Here is a 16,073-nt window from a genome sequence, read left to right as displayed (position 1 = left end):
CGAAATGTGGGCTATCGCAGATTTGGTCTAACCACTGGCCACCGCAAAGCTATGTTGAGAAACCTCGTTACCTCTTTGTTCAGGGATGAGAGAATCCAGACCACTGAACCCAGGGCTAAAGATGTTCGCAGCATCGCCGAGAAGCTGATTACTGTTGCCAAAAAAGGCGACCTAGCTGCTCGACGCCAGTGCTTAGAATATATCTACGAAGAAGAAGTTGTAAGAAAGCTATTTGATTCCATTGCTCCTAAATATGCTGAGCGCCAGGGTGGTTATACCCGTATTGTTAAGGTAGGTTATCGCCGGGGTGACGCAGCAGAAATGGCGCTGCTTGAGTTAGTATAAATTCCAGGCGTATGTAATAGCGGAAACCCCGGGACGTGTGGTTTCCGTTTCGCCTTGCTAAAGAAAGAGACCCCGGGGCGCACTATGTTATGCATAAGCCCCGGGGTTTTTGTCTAGGCTGGTAGGAACTGCTATGTTTAATTTAAACTGGCCTTTAGCCTTTAACCTTTAACCATTGACTTTAAGACCAAAGAGGCTAAAGTTTAATGGCTAAGGACCAAGCAAAAAGATACTGGTAAGGTGCAGCATGGTACATAATAGGGTTGTTTTGAATATTCAAGGGGTATCTTTTAGCTACCCAGATACACAGGAAAAAAAAGCCTTGGATAGCATCAGCTTAGAAATAGTTGCTGGTGAAATGGTGGCACTTTTGGGACCCAATGGTTCAGGAAAGTCCACATTGGCCAGGCTCTTTAATGGTTTATTGATTCCCACCAGTGGACATGTGCTGGTGGAGGGACAGAGTACCCGGGATGAAGAAGTTCTTTGGCAGATCAGACAGAGGATTGGTATGGTCTTTCAGAATCCAGACAACCAACTGGTGGCGGCTCTGGTGGAAGAAGAACTGGCCTTTGGCATGGAAAATTTAGGTATACCTCCTTGGGAGATGAAGGAAAAAATTGAGCAAATTAGCACTCAATTTGGCATTCATGAACTTTTGCAATCACCGCCGCACAGGCTATCCGGAGGACAAAAACAGAGAGTGGCTATTGCTTCTGTACTGGCTGTCGACCCGGAGGTATTGGTGCTGGACGAACCTACCTCTATGCTAGATCCTGGTGGCCGCCAGGAAGTAATGAGAGAGCTTACTCATTTAAGACAATTAGGGAAAACCATTATCCTGGTAACCCATGATATGTCCGAAGCCCTCATGGCAGACAGAGTAGTAATTCTAGAGCAAGGAAAAATTGTTCTTCAAGGAGAGCCGAGGCAATGTTTTTCCCAGGAAGACCGGTTAGTGAAAATGGGTTTAGAGATACCACCGGCAAGACGCCTAGCTCAGAGACTCAAACAAAAGGGCTTTGACATACCAAGTGATTTGTTAAGCGTAAAAGAATGGGTTGAGTTCCTATGTCTAAAGTAATTGAGATTGAAAATCTTCAGCTTACCTATGCACCAAAGACCTCTTTGCAACGTCAGGCTTTGCAGAATATAAACCTGACTGTAGAAAGTGGGGAGTTTAGGGCTATTATTGGACCCCAAGGCTCGGGAAAATCTACCCTTTTGCAAGTGATGGCGGGCTTGGAGTTAGGTCTTGGAAAAGTTGTTGTTGATGGTCTGGACCTAAGCCAAAAAAAGAATCGCCGCATTCTCTGGCAGCGGGTGGGGGTAATCTTTCAACAGCCCGAGCGTCAATTATTTGAAGATAGTTTATACAATGACGTGGCCTATGGGCCAAAGAATATGGCTTTGACTTCTGAAGAGATAGAACGACGAGTGAAAGCGGCCCTCAAAAAAGTGAAGCTGGGGGAAGAATACTATCCTTTATCTCCCTTTAAGCTTAGTGGTGGACAGCAGCGCAGAGCGGCCATAGCGGGTATCTTGGCCATGGAGCCAAAGATCCTGCTGCTCGATGAACCTACTGCTGGATTGGACCCTAGGGGACGACAGGAAATCATGAATCTCTTTACTGAATTATGCCGAAAGCAAGGAATTACCACGATCCTGGTGAGCCATGATATGGAAGAAGTTGCTCACCGGGCTGACAAAGTTACGGTTTTACATAAAGGCAAAGTATTTATGGAAGGCTGCCCGCAGGAGATTTTTGCACGGGGTAACCAGTTGGCAGAGATCGGTCTAGCTGTTCCCTTTGCTTCAGAATTAGCCAATGCTTTGCGTGAACGAGGCAAGAGTATTGCTAACCTAACGACACTGGTGGATGCAGAGCGGGAAGTGGGGCGGTTACTAGGGGGTCGGAGTGGCCGTCAACAGTAGCGGCCATTAGCCTTTAGCCGTTAACTTTTAGTTATTGAGATAACTTTAGTAAGATAAGAATCTAAAGCCATGATAAACGCCTGAATGAATACCTATGACCGTTAGATTATTTGTGAAAAAAAAGGGTGTTTTTTGTTGTAGGAGCGTGCTTTGCACGTCCGAAAATCATGATGTTGGTATAGGCTTATGGCTAAATTAATGAAACGCAGGTGTTTCATCGTGTCTTTTTTCTCCAATATTACGGTAGGTCAATATTATCCAGGCAATTCACTAGTACATAGATTGGACCCCAGAGCAAAACTTCTCGCTATGCCGTTAATCATGGCAGGGGTGTTGTTAGCCCAGGGACCGGTAGGCTACCTAGCTGCTGGTTTGCCAATTCTTTTTGGCTATGCTATGGCAAAGGTTCCCCTAGCCGCCCTTTGGCGGGGGATGCGTTTTCTGTGGATATTTCTCATCATCAGCCTGATACTGCAAGCGGTTACCTATCCTGGTGAGACCCTCTGGGAATGGGGCATTATTAGTGTCAGTCGAGAAGGGCTACTCCTGGGACTGAGGCTTATCTATCGATTGGTGTTACTTGTGCTAGCAGCCATGTTGCTAACCATGACAACCACTCCGGTTAATCTCACGGGAGCTATGGAGAAACTCCTACAGCCCCTGAAAAGGCTGGGAGTACCAGTGCACGAGTTGGCTATGATGATGACCATAGCTTTGCGGTTTGTACCTACTCTCTTAGAGGAAGCAGAAGTTGTGATGAAGGCTCAGCAGGCGCGGGGTGGTTCTCTAACCACAGGGAGTTTGGAGAAGAGACTAGGAGCTGCCGTAGCCTTATTGGTTCCTCTATTGGCAGGTTCACTAAGAAGGGCAGATGAATTGGCAATTGCCATGGAAGCTCGTTGTTATAGAGGAGATAATGGTCGTACGAGGTTAAAACAATTTCAATACCGTTATCTGGATTTTCTAATTTTACTTATTTTATTTGCATCGACTATACTAGTTGGTTTGGAACGTTGGGTCTAACCTTATATTAAATGCCCCCTCCGTTGGGGATTGAACCCACTATTGAGGGGGCATTTGATAAAACCACTCGCGGCCGATGCAGACAATTCGCGCAAGTGCTCATTGAAAATGATCTTTGGACATGAATGATGGTGGGGAATGGAACAATGAAAAATATAAAATTAACAGTGGCTTATGATGGGACGAATTATCATGGTTTTCAAGAGCAACGGGGTACAGGACTTCCCACCATACAAGAGGTATTAGAAACCACTTTAAGCAAAGTAGCCCAAAGTCCCATCCAAATTATTGGAGCGGGACGAACCGATGCTGGTGTTCACGCCCAGGGTCAAGTGGTCAACTTTCGTAGTGATAAATGGCCTGTGCCCACAGAAAAAATTCATTTGGCACTCAATACGCTGCTTCCAGAAGATATTAAAATTGTGAGGTCAGAAGAAGTATCCCTAGACTTTCATGCCCGGTTTTCAGCCAAGGCAAAGACCTATCGCTATTCAATTTACCACCATCGAGTCATGTCGCCACAGCATCGGCTTTACTGCTACCATGAGCCGAGACTTCTTACTGTACAGGCTATGCAGGAAGGCTGTCGGTATCTATTGGGCACCCATGACTTTAAGTGTTTTCAAGCCCAGGGCTCACCAGTGAAAGATACCGTAAGGACGATCCTGCGGGCGGAGCTTGTCGAAGAAAAACCTGTTATTCATCTCTACCTTAGGGGTAATGGTTTCCTATATAATATGGTGCGAATTATTACCGGCACTTTACTAAACATTGGTATGGGCAAAATCAAACCACAGGAGATGGAAGAGATTATTGCCAGCAGGAAGAGAACTCTAGCTGGGACCACCGTACCTCCACAAGGGTTGTGTATGATGGAAGTGGAGTACTAGCGAGGCTTACGGGTAAGACTTTGGGGTCGCGAGCCATTGGCTAATGGCTAAATCCACCAGTAATATTTACAATTCATTCAGGTAACCACACTTGACACATTATAGCCAATCTATTAAAATAATACCATGTGTGGCCGGTTACGACTCCCGCCCCGTTGTCGTGATCTGCACAGGCAGTAAGGAGGGTAAACGGATAATGAAGACTACATTCATGGCCAAGCCAGCTGATATAGAGCGCAAGTGGTTCGTTATCGATGCTGAAGGAAAGGCCCTTGGTCGCGTAGCTGTTGAAGCTGCTCGCATTTTGCGTGGGAAGCATACTCCTATGTTCACTCCCCACGTAGATACCGGTGACCATGTAATTGTTATTAATGCTGATAAGGTAATCCTTACCGGTAAAAAACTGGATCAAAAAATGTACACCCGGCACAGTGGTTATCCCGGCGGTTTGAAGCAGGTTCCCTACCGCAAAATGATGGAAAAACGCTCTGAGCTGATTGTAGAAAAGGCTATCAGAGGTATGTTACCCCATAACAGTTTGGGTGAACAGCAATCCAAAAAGCTCAAAGTTTATGAAGGTAGCGAGCATCCCCATCAGGCTCAAAAGCCGGAAGTATGGAATTTTTAATTTAGTCTTTACCGGAAGGAGGAAGTATTGTGGCTCAAGTACAATTTTACGGAACCGGTCGTCGTAAAAACGCAATAGCCAGAGTTTATCTGGTTCCCGGTGAAGGCCAGGTTTCTGTAAACAATAAACAAGTATTGGATTATTTTGGTCGTAAGACTTTGGAAATGGTTGTTCGTCAGCCCCTGGAACTTACTAATACTGTTGGCCGTTTTGATGTAATTGTTAAAGTTCTTGGCGGCGGTGTAAGTGGTCAAGCAGGTGCTGTAAGACATGGTATTGCCCGTGCTCTAATACAAGCAGATCCTAACCTGCGTCCTGTTTTAAAGCGTGCTGGTTTCCTAACCCGTGACCCACGGATGAAAGAACGTCGTAAATACGGTCTTAAGAAAGCCCGTCGCGCACCCCAGTTCTCCAAACGTTAATTCAATATGCTTATGCAAAAGGAAGGCAGCTGGCCTTCCTTTTTATTATGTCCAAGTTATTTTTATTGCTTCTATTTACCAATTTTAAAGCATACCATTCCTTTAGAAGACTTGTACTACTAAAGGAGTGGATAAATCATGACAGTAATTCGTGCAGTTAGGATAAAAAAATATTATGTAATTGGGCTTATTGCTCTAATTATCCTGGCTGCTCAAGTGTATAAATTATCTGTGCTGAAGCTGGAAGAGAAAAATATTACATCTATGTCCTATGTGCTAGCCAATAAACTCATCGTTGTAGATCCGGGGCATGGAGGCAGAGATCCAGGCAAGATTGGTGTTAGCGGAGTGCCTGAGAAAGCAATCAATTTAGAAGTATCCAAACGATTGGCTATGGTGCTGGGACAAATGGGAGCTGCGGTAATTCTGACCCGAGATACCGACATCGATTTAAGTGATGACGCAACTCCGGGCTGGCAGGGGAAAAAAAGACAAGACCTATCTCGGAGAGCAGATAGGGCCAACGAAAGGAATGCCGATCTGTACATCAGTATTCACTGCAATGCTTTTCCCAGTGCCAGAGAGCATGGGGCCCAGGTTTTTTCCCACCCTGAATCTGGCCAAAGTAAAATATTGGCGGAATGCATCCAAAAAGAAATGACTACGATTCTAGGTAACACCAAACGGCAGGCTAAACAAGTGGATTACTACGCCCTGAGAAAAACGAAAATGCCTGCGGCGATTGTGGAGATTGGTTTTGTTACCAACCCCGAGGAAGATAAATTGTTGCAAGACCCACTTTATCAAAGCAAAGTAGCTTGGAGCATTGCTGCCGGAATTATTAAATACTACTCTGGTGAACAGGTAGAGGGACAGGGTGAAACTGGGGATAAAAGCGGGGAAGAAGCACTAAAAACCTTTAAAGAACAGCCAGGAAACTATATACCTGCGCCCTAAGAAAGCAAAGAAGGCATCTTTGTAAAACTAAAAGCGAGCAAGGTAGACTAGCTATTCCATAAGCGTAGCGTTGGAATTGCCAGGCACCCTGCGTGTACTTTTTCAAAAATCTGGGCTTAAAGAAATGGTAACGTTACTATTTCTTTGAGCCCAGATTTTTTACACTTTCAGAAAGCCTTAGTTTTTCTAATTAGATAGTCACTGGCGCATACATTGGTGAATAAAATGGAACATTAGATAAGCATAATTTTTTAAGGGGGGGAAATTTTGGTTTATTTTGATTCTGCGGCAACTTCCTGGCCAAAGCCACCGGAAGTATGGCAGGCCATGGAACATTTTATTAAAAAAGTAGGAGCCAGCCCCGGCAGAGCAGGACATAGAAGGACCGTAGAGGCCAACCAGATGGTGGATGAAACCAGGGAACTACTGGCTGAGCTTTTTAATATTGGAGACCATCATCGTATTATTTTTACCTTAAATGCTACCGATTCGTTGAACCTCGCCATTAAAGGATTGCTGCGACCTGGAGATCATGTGGTTACTAGTTCCATGGAGCATAACTCGGTCACACGGCCCTTATATACTCTGGCTTCCTATGGGGTGGAAGTGACCAAAGTTGCCTGTGATGGTCAAGGTAATATTTCTGTTAGAGATATCGAGCAGGCTATCAAGCCCAATACCAAGGCCATCGTAATGACCCATGCTTCCAATGTAACAGGCACCATTATGCCGGCGGCAGAGGTAGGGCAAATTGCTGCCAAGCATAACATATATTTCGTTATGGATGCGGCACAGACTGCAGGGGTGTTAGATATTGATGTACAGAAACTAAATATTAGTGTGTTAACCTTTCCGGGTCATAAAAGTCTCCTAGGTCCCCCGGGAACCGGGGGTATTTATATCCGCGAAGGGGTGCCGCTTTTGACCCTACGGGAAGGTGGCACTGGTAGCGGATCTGAAACACCTACTCAGCCAGAGATGATGCCGGAGAAATATGAAAGTGGTACATTAAATGGAGTTGGTGTTGCAGGCTTAGGGGCGGGAGTAAAATTCCTGCGTAGAGTGGGCATGAAGAAGATTAGAGACCAAGAAATGAATTTGACGAAACGTTTTCTTGATGGAGCAGCACGGATTCAAGGACTACAGGTTTATGGCCCACAGAATGTCGATGACAGAGTAGCCGTGGTGTCTTTTCGGATGGACGGTTATAAGGCTAGTCAAGTGGGAGAACGGTTGGATAAAGAATTCGACATTGCCTGCCGCGCCGGGTTGCATTGTGCTCCTGACGCCCACCGCACTTTAGGTACCTTTGAGGAAAAACTGATCCGATTTAGTTTTTCTTACTACAATCAGCCTTCAGAAGTAGATTTTGCCTTGAATGCTTTGCGGCAAATTGCGGCTAGCAGACCTCCGGCGGTTACTACCTTGCCGGTAAAATAAAAGAGAACTTATTTTTAGAGTCTAAAAACAGGGCATGGTACCCTGTTTTAATTTTTTCACTTTCAGAAAGTATAAAATTTCTATTGATGAAAGTATAAGAAAAACTAAGGCTTCCGCCGACGTCTAAAGACTTGGCGCAAGCCTTAGTTTTCTAAATAGATATAACGTTACGGCTGGTTCACGATACAGGTGCTACTTAATCACCTTCTTATCCAAAGCAGCCACATGCACCAAAATCTTGGCCACAGCTTCATACAACTGAGGCGGGATTTCTACACCTAATCCCAGTTCAACTAAGGTATGGGCTAGGGTTGCGTCCCGATAGAGGGGAATGTTGTGATCCTGGGCCAATTTTTCTATGGTCTTAGCCATCTCACCTTTGCCCACGGCTACCACGGTCGGAGCATGATCCTTCTCATAGCGGTAACGTAGGGCAGCTGCTACTCGTTCTTTCTTTAACTTGGGTTTCCTCATTTCTTTCATGGCTTACACCTGCACATTCAATAAAGAAATAGTTTCACCTGCTAGAAAATCAGGATCCAAATCAGCTATGCTGCGAATACCAGTCTGTATCCGACAAGAGACAACGACATTTTCATACCCTGCCTCGGTCAATTCCCTTTGTAAAAGCTCGGAACTGCCCCGAAAGACTTCCGCTACCAAGCTGGCCTCTGTGAGGCACTGAACGGATAAGTATTTACTCTCCTGAGAGGTGAGTGTAAACCACAACGTACCCAGGGTGTTGGTATTTACGCTGAAAATAACTTTAGCCTCACCATTTTCCTGTACTTTGGCCGATAACTCTTTTAGTTTCCAATAAAATCTGGCATCTTCATAAAGCGGTGTGCGAAGAGGCAGAGGAACGTAAGGGGGCTGCTCCGGGCGTTCTGCTGTAGTTGGTTTATCGGTAGGCTTAGCTTCCGTAGGCCGTTTGATTTTGCTCATTTCCTTGGCAGTTTCGGCAGCCAGACTCTGTTCAAGTGTAAAGGGTTTTTGATTAATTTTGTCTACTTGTTTGCCGGGAGTTACCCGCATATTTTCGCTAGCTTTAAACAAGGCCGACATTACTCGATCAATCATCAAAGCCCCTCCCCCCGTAGCTTAGATAATACGTTCGACAGAAGTAAATTTCTTCCTCCTGCAGAAATCATGCGGCAGGATTTTAAATTGTATATCCGAAAAAACTAGTTGAGAGTGATTTTGGCTCCATCAGAAAATAATAACACCATACCCTTATTTAACCCTGCAGTTATTATTACGATAGAAAAATTAAGCCAAATTTTCAAAGGGAGGGATTATCATGAGTATTGTGTTTTGCGGGGTTATGCCGCATCCGCCTATTGCTGTACCGGAAGTGGGAGGGGCAGAGGCAGATAAAATTAGGGATACCCGTGAGGCTATGCTGGCAATGGGGCAAAAAATTAAGAACAGTGGTGCGGAAACACTGGTAATGATTTCTCCCCACGCCACGGTGTTTGGTGATGCCATTGCAATCAATGCTTTACCGGAAACCAAGGGGGACTTGGCAGGTTTTGGGGCACCTCAGGTGGCACTTACCTATCAATATAACCAGGGGCTGGGTCAGGAAATTGGTTGGCAGGCGGAAGAGCTGGGCCTGCCGGTGGCGGAGATCGATAAGAAAGTGGCTGGACGGTTACAGGTAAGTTTGGAGCTAGATCACGGTTTTGTGGTGCCCCTTTACTTTCTCCAACAGGCAGGGGTTACTTTACCACTGGTTCCCTGCTCCATGGGAGTATTCTCCCCAGAAAAATTATATGCCTTTGGACTAGCCATTAAGCAAGCAGCAGAGGCAACGAATACAAAGGTTGCTGTTATTGCCAGTGGGGATCTCTCCCACCGTCTCACAGCAGATGCCCCGGCTGGGTATGACCCTAAGGGAAAGGAATTTGATCAGGCCATCGTAGCGTCTCTTAAGTCCTTGGATGTTATGGGACTGGTTACCTTGGAGGAAGACCTGTGCGAGCAGGCAGGGGAATGCGGGCGGCGCCCCATCACCATGATGCTGGGGGCTTTAGAGGGCACTGCAGCAGATTGCGAGATATTATCTTATGAAGGACCCTTTGGAGTTGGCTACCTGGTGGCCGCTCTGCAGCCCAGGGGTGCTGACACCAATCGAACGTTCCTGAGGCGGTTGCAGCAAGACAAAAAGAAGGTGCTGGAACAACAAAGAAGCAGCGAGAGCTACTTGGTTCAGATAGCCCGGCAGAGTTTAGAGAGTCACCTGCAGGGTCAATGGAAGGACCCGGATCACTATGATGTGCCTTCTGAGTTCGCCGGGCAAGCGGGTGTCTTTGTATCCTTTAAAAAGAACGGGCACTTGCGGGGCTGCATTGGAACCACGGCACCTACTCGAAAAAATGTGGTGCAAGAAGTGGTTTATAACGCGGTTAGTGCCGGTACCCAGGACCCTCGTTTTTACCCCATCCGGCGCGATGAACTGACTGAATTAACGGTATCTGTGGACGTGCTCATGCCCCCGGAAGCTATTGAAAATATGGAACAACTGGATGTTAAAAAATATGGGGTGATTGTGCGTCGGGGAAGTCGCAGCGGTTTACTATTGCCAGATCTGGAGGGAGTGGACACCCCACTGCAGCAGGTGGAGATTGCCAAACAAAAGGCGGGTATTGGAACAGATGAAGCAGTGAAGTTAGAGCGCTTTGAAGTGATTCGGCATACCTAGAAGTGGGAAGAGTAGATGTTAGAAATGGGGGAGTGGCTCTTGGTGAAGGAAGCCATGTTTTGGCAGAGCAAAGAGGATGGTTTGGTGTTTTGCGAGTTGTGCCCTAAGGGATGCAGTATTCGGGAGGGCCACAAGGGTTTCTGTCGGGTGAGGGAAAACCGGGGAGGTATTCTTTATACCCTGAATTACGGGCAGGTTTCTTCCTATGCCTTAGACCCCATGGAAAAAAAGCCGCTCTACCATTTTTATCCCGATACATTAATTCTTTCCCTGGGAACGGTAGGTTGTAATCTGCGCTGTGGTTTTTGTCAGAACTGGCAAATCGCCCATGGAGAACCACAAACCTTGGACTTGTCTCCCCGACAGGCTGTGGATTTGGCTAAGCAACAGAGGGATAAGGGGCTGCCCTGCAGCGGGATTGCCTATACCTATTCCGAGCCCTTTATGTGGTACGAGTATATTTACGATACCGCTCGCTTGGCCCAACAAGCAGGGCTGAAAAATGTACTGGTGACCAATGGTTATGTACGGCAGGAACCCCTCCAGAAAATTCTTCCCTATATCGATGCTATGAATATTGATGTTAAAGGCTTTACCGATAAATATTACAAAGATAATTGTTTGGGCCATTTGGCTCCCGTCATAAAAACCGTAGAAACGGCTTACAAGGAATGCCATGTGGAAATTACCACACTTTTGGTACCCGGATTAAATGATTCCGAAGAAGAAGTGCAGGAACTGGTGGATTGGTTGGCGGGATTAGATCCGGATATGCCGGTGCATTTTTCTCGCTATTTTCCCAACTATCAGTTTGATTTACCCCCTACACCGGAAGCCACCCTGCAGCGGGCCTACCAATTGGCTAAAAGGAAACTTCATTATGTGTATCTCGGTAATTTGGGGGATGCGGGCAGTCAGAATACCAATTGCCCGAAGTGTGGTGAGCTAATGATTCGTAGAGAGGGTTATCGTACCGAAGTGACGGGACTCAAAGAGAAGGCCTGTAGGCACTGTGGTAACCCAATTAGAATGGTTCTCTAAATTAATGGTTGTATTTTATGCATGTGGGTGTATAATTATAAGATAAAATCATTAATTATGGTATAAAACACTACATTATATAAATCTTTATGCAAAAAGGGAGGGTGACAGATGGCAAAGATAGGAGTGGTTGGAGCAACGGGTTATGCAGGGGCAGAACTGGTACGGCTGTTATCCCGACATCCCCAGGCTACGTTAGCGGTGCTGACTTCCCAGACTTATGCTGGGAAGGCTATGGGGGAAGTATTTCCCCATTTATTAGGCGTGGTAGACCATACACTGGAAGAACTTAACGTAGCGGAATTAGTTGACCGTTGCGACGTGATATTTACCGCTCTGCCCCATGGTCACGCGATGCCTATGGGCCAGGAGGTTATGCGCCAAGGGAAAAGGCTCATCGATTTAGGGGCGGATTTTCGACTCAAAGATGTGGCTACCTACCAACATTGGTATCAGACCGAACATACAGCCTCCGCTCTGGTAACCAAGGCGGTTTATGGTTTGCCGGAGCTATATCGAAAGGACATTAAAAACAGTGTTATTGTTGCTAACCCTGGTTGTTATCCTACCAGTACCATCCTTGGTTTGGCACCGTTATTAACAAACAAATTAATTAACCTGGAAACAATTATTGTTGATGCAAAATCCGGGGTATCCGGAAGCGGTAGGGGGTTAAGTTTAAAGAGCCATTTTACGGAGATTACAAATAATTTCCAGGCTTATGGAGTAGCCACACACCGCCACACACCAGAGATTGAACAAGAACTGTCCGAACTGGCTGGCGTGTCGGTTACCGTTAATTTTACCCCTCATTTAACACCGATGATTCGGGGCATATTGTGTACCAGTTATGCCAAAATGACTTCTCATATGAGCAGTGAGCAGCTGACCGAGTTATACCGTGAATTTTATCAAGGGGAACCCTTTGTCCGGGTACTGCCTGTTGGCATATATCCTGCTACCAAGAATGTGGCAGGTTCAAACCTTTGTGATTTGTCGGTAACCGTAGATCCGAGAACCGGTCGGGTCATCGTGCTTTCCGCTATTGATAATTTAATCAAGGGTGCAGCGGGCCAGGCGGTGCAAAATCTTAATCTCCTCCTGGATATCCCGGAAAATACCGGACTGGATTTTGCAGGTATGTACCCATAGGGAGGAAGGAATAGAATGACAGAAAATATTCTTCAAGTAATACCTGGGGGAGTTACCGCCCCCAAAGGTTTTATGGCCAGTGGAGTAGCTGCTGGATTAAAGAAAAATAATAAGGTAGATCTTGCCTTACTACTTTCCGAGACACCTGCTGCAGCGGCAGGAGTTTATACCACCAATCTGGTGCAAGCAGCCCCCTTGGTTCTTACCCGTCAGCGGGTGGCAGAGGGGCTGGCCCGGGCCGTGATTATTAATGCCGGCAATGCTAATGCCTGTACCGGGAGCAGAGGACTACAGGATGCCATAGCAAGCAGCCGTGCGGTGGCAACCGCCTTGGCAATTCCGGAAGAGCAAGTCTTAGTGGCTTCCACCGGGGTTATCGGTGTACCACTGCCGGTGGAAAAAATTGTTGATGCTGTGCCCCGGGCGGTAGAGGCTTTAGCGAAAGAAAATCATATGGCAGCCAGTCAGGCTATTATGACTACAGATCTGGTGCCAAAGGAAGTTGCTGTTCAGGTACAACTAGGAGAAACCTTGGTTACCCTGGGGGGTATGGCCAAAGGGTCTGGAATGATTCACCCCAATATGGCCACCATGTTAGCCTTTATCACCACCGATGCTGTTATCAGCCACGGGGTGTTGCAACAAGCTCTCAAGCAAGCGGTGGATAGTTCTTTTAATATGATTACCGTGGATGGGGACACCAGCACCAACGATATGTTGCTTGCCTTGGCTAACGGCCAGGCCGGTAATCCGGAGATTTTACCAGAAACTGAAGCGTATCAGCTTTTTTATCAAGGATTGTTAGAAGTATGTTCTGCCCTGGCAAAAATGATTGCCCGGGACGGAGAAGGGGCCACCCGGCTCATTGAGGTGACGGTCAACGGTGCGCTTACTCTACAGGATGGCCAAAAAGCAGCCCGCTCGGTGGCTGGTTCCAACCTCTTTAAGGCGGCTGTCTTTGGTAAAGATGCCAACTGGGGGCGTATTCTTTGTGCGGTAGGTTATTCCGGGGCGACCTTTGACCCGTCTACCGTAGATATCTTTATCGGTGAAGTACAGGTGGCCCAGGACGGTGCAGCCCTGGAATTTGATGAAGAAAAGGCCGCAGTGATGCTCAGTCAGGACCCGGTTACTGTCCTAGTCGATCTGAAATCCGGGGCTAGTTCCGCTACCGCCTGGGGCTGTGATCTAACCTATGATTATGTACGGATTAATGGGAGCTATCGGACCTAATTAGCCCTTGGCCGTTAGCCATTCGTTAAAGGTAAATATGCCAAGGCCAAGAGTCAATGGCTGTGAAGGAGAAAGAAAAGATTATGCAATCTGCACTGGAAAAAGCGAACATTTTGGTGGAGGCATTGCCTTATATCAAGAAATTTTCCGGTAAAACGGTAGTGATCAAATACGGCGGTCACGCTATGTTGAACACGGAATTAAAGCAAGCTGTCATGACTGACCTGGTACTCATGAAGTTTGTGGGTATTAACCCGGTGGTGGTGCATGGGGGTGGCCCTGACATTACCGGGATGCTAAATCGATTGGGGATTGAATCTCAGTTTATCGGTGGCCTGCGGGTTACGGATTCCTCCACCATGGAAGTGGTGGAGATGGTACTGGGTAAACTGAATAAAGAAATTGTTTCTTTCATTAACCAGTTAGGCGGGCGGGGCATCGGGCTGTCTGGCAAAGATGCCAATTTAATTATGGCTGCCAAGAAACTGGGCAAAGACCAAGCGGACATTGGCTTTGTGGGTGAAGTGGAAAATATTAACCCGCAGCTGTTAAAGACAGTTATTGAAGAGGGCTATATCCCGGTTATCTCTCCGGTGGGAGTGGGCCAAGAGGGTGAAACCTATAATATCAACGCTGATACGGCAGCCGGAGCCCTGGCCACGGCATTGCAAGCGGATAAGCTAATGATTCTCACGGATGTGGAAGGAATACTGGCGGACCGCAATACTAAGGAGTCACTGCTGTCTGTTATTCAAACAGAAGAAATCCCTGCTCTTATTGAACAGGGTGTTATTCAGGGTGGCATGATTCCTAAGGTAGAATGTTGCGTTAAGGCGATTCAAGGGGGAGTGAATACCACCCATATTTTGGATGGGCGGGTGCCCCACTCCATTTTGTTAGAGGTTTTTACAGATAAAGGGATCGGAACAATGGTGAAATAGGGTCTGGGAGGTAAGGTGAAACTATGAATAATGTTGCTATCGTGTCAATGGGACAGCAGTATGTGATGAATACCTATGGGCGGTTGCCGATGGCCTTGGTTAAGGGAGAAGGGGCCTGGGTTTGGGATGCCGACGGGCGGCAATACCTGGATTTTGTTGGCGGGTTGGCGGTAAATTCATTAGGCCATGCCCATCCCAAAGTGGCAGAGGCTGTTTGCCACCAGGTCAAGAACTTACTGCATTGCTCCAATATCTACTGGATTGAACAGCAGGTCAAGCTGGCGAAGCTATTGGTAGAAAACTCCTGCTTTGATAAAGCCTTCTTTTGCAACAGTGGAGCCGAGGCTAACGAAGGGGCCATTAAATTAGCCCGCAAATATGCGAAAATCCATCTAGGCCCAGACAAGTATGAAATTATTACTGCCACCAACTCCTTTCATGGTCGAACGTTGGCCACCATCACGGCTACCGGACAGAGCAAATATCAAACGGGCTTCACACCGCTGCCCGAAGGTTTTCAATATGTGCCCTTTAATGACTTGGCAGCCTTAGAAAAAAGCATTGGACCTCACACTTGTGCTGTTATGCTGGAGCCGGTGCAAGGTGAAGGCGGTGTTATTCCAGCCTCCCAGGAGTATCTGGTAGGTGTCGGAGCACTTTGCCGGGAAAAAGGCTTACTGCTGATCTTTGATGAGGTGCAGTGTGGTTTGGGGCGTACCGGGGAGTTTCTGGCGTACCAGCATTATCAGGTGGAGCCGGATATCATCACCCTGGCGAAAGCTCTGGGGGGAGGGTTCCCCATTGGTGCCCTGTTGGCCAAAGACGCTGTGGCGGCGGCCTTCCAACCGGGCGACCATGCCAGTACCTTTGGCGGCAACCCCTTAGCCTGTGCTGCGGCTCTGGCAGCGATGGAAACACTGCTACACGACGGAGTGTTGGCAAACACCCGGCAGGTGGGGCGGTATTTTGCCGATAAATTGAATCAACTGGCAGCTAAGTATTCCTTTGTAAAAGAAATCAGAGGGTCAGGTTTAATGCTGGGAATGGAATTGACCATCGAAGGCAAGGATATCGTTGCCCACTGCCTGGAGCAAGGATTGCTAATAAACTGTACCAACGGTAATGTTTTGAGGTTCTTACCTCCCCTGATCATTACCCAGGATGAGGTAGATCAAGCCTTAGCCATTTTAGACAACGCACTGCAAACCGTGTAAAAAATTATAATTCGTCGTAGGAGCGACCGACGTTCTGCTACAGCAGTGAGCCCGCAGGTAATTCATTCGGACGATCACAGATCGCCCCTACGGCAAAAAAGGACGTACCTATTACTAGGCAAAAAATACGTTCCCTCTGCCGACCCTA

At 47.0% G+C, this 16,073-nt stretch carries 17 protein-coding genes; 15 read left to right on the top strand and 2 right to left on the bottom strand.

The window, feature by feature from the left end:
* Positions 1 to 6: 6 nt before the first annotated feature.
* From rplQ to BUA78_RS05090, 9 genes are all read left to right on the top strand, one after another.
* Positions 7 to 345: a 50S ribosomal protein L17 gene (gene rplQ, locus BUA78_RS05130; RefSeq protein WP_072911523.1), complete on the top strand. Its 339-nt coding sequence runs from the start codon at positions 7 to 9 to the stop codon at positions 343 to 345.
* A gap of 247 nt (positions 346 to 592) precedes the next feature.
* Entirely contained in the window at positions 593 to 1,429 is an 837-nt protein-coding gene (locus tag BUA78_RS05125) for an energy-coupling factor transporter ATPase (RefSeq protein WP_072911521.1), read from the top strand.
* Positions 1,417 to 2,280: an energy-coupling factor transporter ATPase gene (locus BUA78_RS05120; protein ID WP_072911519.1), complete on the top strand. Its 864-nt coding sequence runs from the start codon at positions 1,417 to 1,419 to the stop codon at positions 2,278 to 2,280. The genes BUA78_RS05125 and BUA78_RS05120 overlap by 13 nt, the downstream gene beginning before the upstream one ends.
* Before the next feature lie 219 nt (positions 2,281 to 2,499).
* The gene (locus BUA78_RS05115) at positions 2,500 to 3,303 is read left to right on the top strand and encodes an energy-coupling factor transporter transmembrane component T family protein (protein ID WP_072911516.1); all 804 of its coding nucleotides are present in this window, start codon (positions 2,500 to 2,502) and stop codon (positions 3,301 to 3,303) included.
* Positions 3,304 to 3,449: 146 nt separating this feature from the next.
* The gene (gene truA / locus BUA78_RS05110) at positions 3,450 to 4,193 is read left to right on the top strand and encodes a tRNA pseudouridine(38-40) synthase TruA (protein WP_072911514.1); all 744 of its coding nucleotides are present in this window, start codon (positions 3,450 to 3,452) and stop codon (positions 4,191 to 4,193) included.
* Positions 4,194 to 4,389: 196 nt separating this feature from the next.
* A complete protein-coding gene (gene rplM, locus BUA78_RS05105) occupies positions 4,390 to 4,821 on the top strand; it encodes a 50S ribosomal protein L13 (protein WP_072911511.1) in 432 nt (143 codons plus the stop codon).
* A 29-nt stretch (positions 4,822 to 4,850) separates the two neighbouring features.
* Complete coding sequence (gene rpsI, locus BUA78_RS05100; protein ID WP_072911509.1) at positions 4,851 to 5,243, top strand: 30S ribosomal protein S9; 393 nt, start codon at positions 4,851 to 4,853, stop codon at positions 5,241 to 5,243.
* 138 nt (positions 5,244 to 5,381) lie between these two features.
* On the top strand, positions 5,382 to 6,200 hold the full coding sequence (locus BUA78_RS05095) for an N-acetylmuramoyl-L-alanine amidase family protein (RefSeq protein WP_072911507.1): 819 nt from the start codon (positions 5,382 to 5,384) through the stop codon (positions 6,198 to 6,200).
* 267 nt (positions 6,201 to 6,467) lie between these two features.
* Positions 6,468 to 7,640, top strand: coding sequence for an aminotransferase class V-fold PLP-dependent enzyme (locus tag BUA78_RS05090; protein ID WP_072911505.1), 1,173 nt, complete (start codon positions 6,468 to 6,470; stop codon positions 7,638 to 7,640).
* Positions 7,641 to 7,832: 192 nt separating this feature from the next.
* On the opposite strand, the gene BUA78_RS05085 is transcribed toward BUA78_RS05090, so the two are convergent.
* On the bottom strand, positions 7,833 to 8,123 hold the full coding sequence (locus BUA78_RS05085; RefSeq protein ID WP_084082315.1) for an EscU/YscU/HrcU family type III secretion system export apparatus switch protein: 291 nt from the start codon (positions 8,121 to 8,123) through the stop codon (positions 7,833 to 7,835).
* Between the two features lie 3 nt (positions 8,124 to 8,126).
* The gene (fliK, locus tag BUA78_RS05080) at positions 8,127 to 8,720 is read right to left on the bottom strand and encodes a flagellar hook-length control protein FliK (protein WP_072911503.1); all 594 of its coding nucleotides are present in this window, start codon (positions 8,718 to 8,720) and stop codon (positions 8,127 to 8,129) included.
* Between the two features lie 220 nt (positions 8,721 to 8,940).
* Here fliK and amrA point away from each other — a divergent pair, with 220 nt between their 5' ends.
* From amrA to BUA78_RS05050, 6 genes are all read left to right on the top strand, one after another.
* Positions 8,941 to 10,344: an AmmeMemoRadiSam system protein A gene (amrA, locus tag BUA78_RS05075; protein WP_072911501.1), complete on the top strand. Its 1,404-nt coding sequence runs from the start codon at positions 8,941 to 8,943 to the stop codon at positions 10,342 to 10,344.
* Between the two features lie 42 nt (positions 10,345 to 10,386).
* Positions 10,387 to 11,385: an AmmeMemoRadiSam system radical SAM enzyme gene (amrS, locus tag BUA78_RS05070; RefSeq protein ID WP_072911623.1), complete on the top strand. Its 999-nt coding sequence runs from the start codon at positions 10,387 to 10,389 to the stop codon at positions 11,383 to 11,385.
* A gap of 111 nt (positions 11,386 to 11,496) precedes the next feature.
* Positions 11,497 to 12,537 carry an N-acetyl-gamma-glutamyl-phosphate reductase gene (argC, locus tag BUA78_RS05065; protein ID WP_072911498.1) on the top strand — a complete coding sequence of 347 codons (1,041 nt, stop codon included), beginning with the start codon at positions 11,497 to 11,499 and terminating at the stop codon, positions 12,535 to 12,537.
* A gap of 15 nt (positions 12,538 to 12,552) precedes the next feature.
* Complete coding sequence (argJ, locus tag BUA78_RS05060) at positions 12,553 to 13,770, top strand: bifunctional glutamate N-acetyltransferase/amino-acid acetyltransferase ArgJ (protein WP_072911496.1); 1,218 nt, start codon at positions 12,553 to 12,555, stop codon at positions 13,768 to 13,770.
* An 83-nt stretch (positions 13,771 to 13,853) separates the two neighbouring features.
* Positions 13,854 to 14,711, top strand: coding sequence for an acetylglutamate kinase (gene argB, locus BUA78_RS05055; protein WP_072911621.1), 858 nt, complete (start codon positions 13,854 to 13,856; stop codon positions 14,709 to 14,711).
* A 23-nt stretch (positions 14,712 to 14,734) separates the two neighbouring features.
* Complete coding sequence (locus BUA78_RS05050) at positions 14,735 to 15,925, top strand: acetylornithine transaminase (protein ID WP_072911494.1); 1,191 nt, start codon at positions 14,735 to 14,737, stop codon at positions 15,923 to 15,925.
* The last annotated feature ends 148 nt before the right edge of the window (positions 15,926 to 16,073 follow it).

It is taken from the genome of Desulforamulus aeronauticus DSM 10349, from assembly GCF_900142375.1.
Taxonomy (GTDB): Bacteria; Bacillota; Desulfotomaculia; order Desulfotomaculales; family Desulfotomaculaceae; genus Desulfotomaculum; species Desulfotomaculum aeronauticum.
This window is presented reverse-complemented; position numbering and strand designations above follow the sequence as displayed.

What these genes read in the sequence shown, in the direction of transcription:
- fliK (WP_072911503.1), bottom strand. Translation starts at nt 8,720, where the DNA reads ATGATTGATCGAGTAATGTCGGCCTTGTTTAAAGCTAGCGAAAATATG.
- argC (WP_072911498.1), top strand. Translation starts at nt 11,497, where the DNA reads ATGGCAAAGATAGGAGTGGTTGGAGCAACGGGTTATGCAGGGGCAGAA.
- BUA78_RS05050 (WP_072911494.1), top strand. Translation starts at nt 14,735, where the DNA reads ATGAATAATGTTGCTATCGTGTCAATGGGACAGCAGTATGTGATGAAT.
- BUA78_RS05120 (WP_072911519.1), top strand. Translation starts at nt 1,417, where the DNA reads ATGTCTAAAGTAATTGAGATTGAAAATCTTCAGCTTACCTATGCACCA.
- BUA78_RS05125 (WP_072911521.1), top strand. Translation starts at nt 593, where the DNA reads ATGGTACATAATAGGGTTGTTTTGAATATTCAAGGGGTATCTTTTAGC.
- argJ (WP_072911496.1), top strand. Translation starts at nt 12,553, where the DNA reads ATGACAGAAAATATTCTTCAAGTAATACCTGGGGGAGTTACCGCCCCC.
- argB (WP_072911621.1), top strand. Translation starts at nt 13,854, where the DNA reads ATGCAATCTGCACTGGAAAAAGCGAACATTTTGGTGGAGGCATTGCCT.
- rplM (WP_072911511.1), top strand. Translation starts at nt 4,390, where the DNA reads ATGAAGACTACATTCATGGCCAAGCCAGCTGATATAGAGCGCAAGTGG.
- BUA78_RS05085 (WP_084082315.1), bottom strand. Translation starts at nt 8,123, where the DNA reads ATGAAAGAAATGAGGAAACCCAAGTTAAAGAAAGAACGAGTAGCAGCT.
- truA (WP_072911514.1), top strand. Translation starts at nt 3,450, where the DNA reads ATGAAAAATATAAAATTAACAGTGGCTTATGATGGGACGAATTATCAT.
- BUA78_RS05095 (WP_072911507.1), top strand. Translation starts at nt 5,382, where the DNA reads ATGACAGTAATTCGTGCAGTTAGGATAAAAAAATATTATGTAATTGGG.
- amrA (WP_072911501.1), top strand. Translation starts at nt 8,941, where the DNA reads ATGAGTATTGTGTTTTGCGGGGTTATGCCGCATCCGCCTATTGCTGTA.